The organism is Thermovirga sp., assembly GCA_012523215.1.
Lineage (GTDB): Bacteria > Synergistota > Synergistia > Synergistales > Thermovirgaceae > 58-81.
Genome location: JAAYIZ010000157.1, coordinates 1 through 3,765, shown reverse-complemented (window position 1 = coordinate 3,765; position 3,765 = coordinate 1). Strand labels below are relative to the sequence as shown.

The 3,765-nt window shown below is 57.8% G+C and carries 5 protein-coding genes; 4 read left to right on the top strand and 1 reads right to left on the bottom strand.

Features of this window, described 5'->3' with window-relative positions:
* Nucleotides 1–24: 24 nt before the first annotated feature.
* From GX108_04235 to GX108_04220, 4 genes are read left to right on the top strand one after another with little or no spacing between them, the layout of a single operon-like run.
* On the top strand, nt 25–171 hold the full coding sequence (locus GX108_04235) for a hypothetical protein (protein ID NLO56247.1): 147 nt from the start codon (nt 25–27) through the stop codon (nt 169–171).
* A 15-nt stretch (nt 172–186) separates the two neighbouring features.
* The gene (locus tag GX108_04230; protein ID NLO56246.1) at nt 187–636 is read left to right on the top strand and encodes a C_GCAxxG_C_C family protein; all 450 of its coding nucleotides are present in this window, start codon (nt 187–189) and stop codon (nt 634–636) included.
* Nucleotides 636–1,964: a radical SAM protein gene (locus GX108_04225; protein ID NLO56245.1), complete on the top strand. Its 1,329-nt coding sequence runs from the start codon at nt 636–638 to the stop codon at nt 1,962–1,964. The genes GX108_04230 and GX108_04225 overlap by 1 nt, the downstream gene beginning before the upstream one ends.
* On the top strand, nt 1,961–3,241 hold the full coding sequence (locus tag GX108_04220; protein NLO56244.1) for a phenylacetate--CoA ligase family protein: 1,281 nt from the start codon (nt 1,961–1,963) through the stop codon (nt 3,239–3,241). The genes GX108_04225 and GX108_04220 overlap by 4 nt, the downstream gene beginning before the upstream one ends.
* An 11-nt stretch (nt 3,242–3,252) precedes the next feature.
* On the opposite strand, the gene GX108_04215 is transcribed toward GX108_04220, so the two are convergent.
* On the bottom strand, nt 3,253–3,738 hold the full coding sequence (locus GX108_04215; protein NLO56243.1) for an HD domain-containing protein: 486 nt from the start codon (nt 3,736–3,738) through the stop codon (nt 3,253–3,255).
* Nucleotides 3,739–3,765: the final 27 nt, after the last annotated feature.

Here is a 3,765-nt window from a genome sequence, read left to right as displayed (position 1 = left end):
ATTTTCCACGAGGGCGGATTCCGCGTGGAGACCTTCGAAGACCATTCGTGCCTTCTCCGGGAATGCGCCGCAAAGCTGGTGTGGGCGGGTGTCATGGAGGGGCGGGAGGTACGTTGCAGCACCAGGGGCTATGGTCTCTGGCTTGCAAAAAACAGGAACAAGTTCCTTTAAAGCGGGTGAAAGACGATGGGAGACCTGGAGAGAGCGGTAATGGGATGGGCCCAGGAAGGGTTTTGCTGTTCCCAGATCATGACCCTGGCGGGAACGGCATTGACCGGAAGGGATAACCGGGATTTGACGGCTGCCATGAGTGGCCTCTGCCGGGGCGTTTATTCCGGTCTCGGCACATGCGGAGCCCTGACCGGGGCCTGTTGTCTTTTAGGTTTCTATGTTGGTAAAGGGACCCAAGGTGAGGAAAAGGACCCTGGCCTCGTCACGATGATCGAGGAACTTTATTGCTGGTTTCGGGAGAACTGGAGCGGGGCAGGGGGAGGCATCTCCTGCAGGGAGATCTTGGGAGACGATCTCGATGCTGGCATGCAACAGTGCTTTCCCCTCGTTCTCGAAACGCTGGTCAAGACCATCAGGCTTCTTGAGGAACATGGTGTCGATGTGAGGGAAGGATGTCCACCCTGATGGCTACCCTGAGGAAAACCCACAGCGTCTGCCCTATATGCCTGGAGCAGGTATCGGCAACCCTTGAACGCCGGGGGAGCTCTGTTTATCTCGTCAAAAAGTGCCCTGATCACGGAGAATTCACATGCCTGGTGTGGGAAGGGGAACCCGCCCTGGAGGACTGGACCTCTTCACGCTTTCCTCTTTCGGGTCCTGAGGATGCACCTCCAAGGGACTGTCCGGGAGGTTGCGGTCTCTGCCCGGATCACAGGCAGAAAAGCTGTGCCGTCCTGATCGAGGTCACCGAGCGATGCCAGTTGAAATGCCCGGTCTGCTTCGCCGACGCAGGGAGTCCCGTTGAACCCGATTTCAAGTTTATTTGCGGTCTTCTGAAGAAGGCAAGCGAAAAAGCTCCCCGATCCATTCTGCAGGTATCCGGAGGAGAGCCCACTTTGAGAGAGGACCTTCCCGGACTGCTCCGTCTCGCCTCAGGCCTGGATTTCACCGGGATCCAGCTCAACACCAACGGGCTGCGAATTGCCGAGGAGCCGGGCTATGCGGAAAAACTGAAAGAGGCGGGTCTTGGATGGGTTTTTCTGCAGTTTGACGGCCTGCGCGAATCTACTCACCTGTCACTAAGGGGAAGACCCCTCCGGGCGGTGAAGGAAGAAGCGGTCCGTTCTTGCGGAAAGGCCGGGTTAGGTGTTGTCCTGGTGCCAACTCTTGCCGGGGGTGTCAACGATGGGGAGATGGGAGATATAGTCCGCTTCGGTCTCGAACGGTTTCCCGTCGTCAGAGGGGTTCACTTTCAGCCCATGAGCTATTTCGGACGATATCCGGAACCGCCGGAAGACAGAAAACGCCTTACCCTTCCGAGACTAATGAGAAACCTGGAGGAGCAGACCAGGGGGATGATCCAGGTCTCCCATTTCAAGCCCTCCCGCTGCGAGCACGAGAGGTGCTCCTTTCGGGCGGTATACCTGGTAGAGGATAAGGACAGGATTATTCCTATTGCCAATGAGTCCTGCCGCTGCGACAGGACCCCCGATGAAGGCTTCCGGAGCTCCATCGAGAGTGTCCGCCGCCGGTGGGGAGCGGATATCACTGGGGAAGATCCGAAGGAACAACCGGGGATGGGAATAGAGGAGGTCTTCGAGAGATTCATCCGGCTCCATCGCAGGGGGAGCTTCAGCGTCAGCGCCATGGCCTTCCAGGACGCGGAAAATCTGGACCTTGAAAGGCTGCGGTTCTGCTGTATCCACGTGGCTGCCCCGGACGGTGACCTGGTCCCTTTTTGTGCATGGAATCTGACGTCCAGGGACGGCAAATCCCTGCATCGCCGCCGATGAGCCTATCGATCTCTCCTCTTGACTCATGGGTTGCGGACCTCCTTGCGAGAGAGTATCCCCACCGGGGATACGAGATATCCGCGGACAGGATCAGGAGCAGGAAGCAAATCGAGACTGCCCAGGCGGCTCTTATCAGCAAGTTGCTTTCTCACGCTGTCTCCCATTCGCCTTTTTATAAAAAGAGGTTTGAAAGGTTTGAAAAAGCCCCTTTCACCGAGCTCCCCTTTACGCTCCCCTCGGACTTGACGGCCTCGGAGTCCCGGTTCATTACGGTCTCCCAATCGGAGATTAGGCGGATTGTAACGATCGGCACATCGGGGACAGTGGCAGCCAAAAGGCTGTTTTTCACCGACGAGGATCTGAAAGCCACAGAGGATTTTTTCCTGTACGGGATGTCCACCTTCACACTGCCGGGGAGCGTTGTCGCCGTTTTCATGGAGGGACCCGCTCCCGACAGCATTGGATGGACTCTCCGATCGGCGTTGGGGCGCCTGGGCTGTGGAACTCTTGTCTTTGGACTGATCCACGACCCCCGGGTTGCGGCAGCGTGGATCGATGAACACCAACCGGCTGTGATCGTCGGGCTTCCGGGACAGTTGGTCCTCGTGGCTGGGAGGACCCTGCATAGTCCCGAGTTTGTCTTGCTCAGCGCGGACATGGCTACGCCCTCCATCAGGGAAAGGATAGAGGAAAGATGGAAGTGCGCATCCTTCAATCACTACGGTCTCACTGAATCCGGCTGGGGGTGCGCCGTTGAATGCTTGGCCAGGCAGGGATGTCATGTAAGGGAGTTCGATATTCTGGTGGAAATTATCGACTCCGGGGGGAGATCTCTCCCTGAAGGGGAGTGGGGTGAAATTGTAATCACCATGCTCCGGCGGCTTTCATTCCCGTTGATACGCTACCGTACCGGGGACGAAGGCAGGATCCTTCCCGGCCCATGTCCTTGCGGGTCACCGCTGAAACGGGTTGAGATCCTGGGACGTCTTCCCCGTAAAGGGGCACAAGGCGCCCCGCTCAGGTTTTACGATGTGGCGGACTCTCTTTGGCGAATGCCCTGGGTGGAGGATTTCCAGGCATCCCTTCGTTACGGTGAAGGAGATGTTCCGGAGGCGCTCAATGTGACGCTGGCTGTGACCGAACCCTATGAGGATACTCCGGACAGGACAGCAAGGCGGCTCAGGATGGTGCCAGGGGTTCCGGAGGAGGTAAATGTCTTGGTGGAAGCCGGGGATTCGTTACCCCATCGAAAACCTAAAAGGGACTGGGAAAATTGACCCCGCGGTCATCAATACCGGGTCTTAAGCAGGTGCTGAAGGTTTTCGCCTGAAGTGTTTTCGATGGTCCTTCCTATTTCGAAGGCCCTCTGGAGCCTCCTTCGGGCTGGCTCGAGGGCGGCGGGATCGGCCGCGAATTTTTTCTCCATTTCCTCCCGTTTTTGCTCCAGGCCCACCACCCTGTCACCGGAAACGACCTTGTCGGCAAGGTAGAGTAGTGACCTTCCGGAGAGAAGCGGTTCTCCTTCCGGGAGATCCATGTGATACCTTACCAGGTCAGCCGTTTCGGGAAATTCCCAAAATTCCAGCGTCCTTGCCGCCGCTTCGGCGTGATCCCGCCCGGTTCTGGCCATATCGTGGAGAAGCGCCGCCGCTTCCAGGTTTTCGGGGTCGACGGGGGAGGCGTCCTTCAAAACCTGGATGAGTCCAGTGGCAACCTCCGCCACAATGCGACAGTGTTCGCGGACCTCCCGGGGGGTCGATAGGATCTCCCACAAGGCAAGGCATTCCTTTTCGGTGGGGAT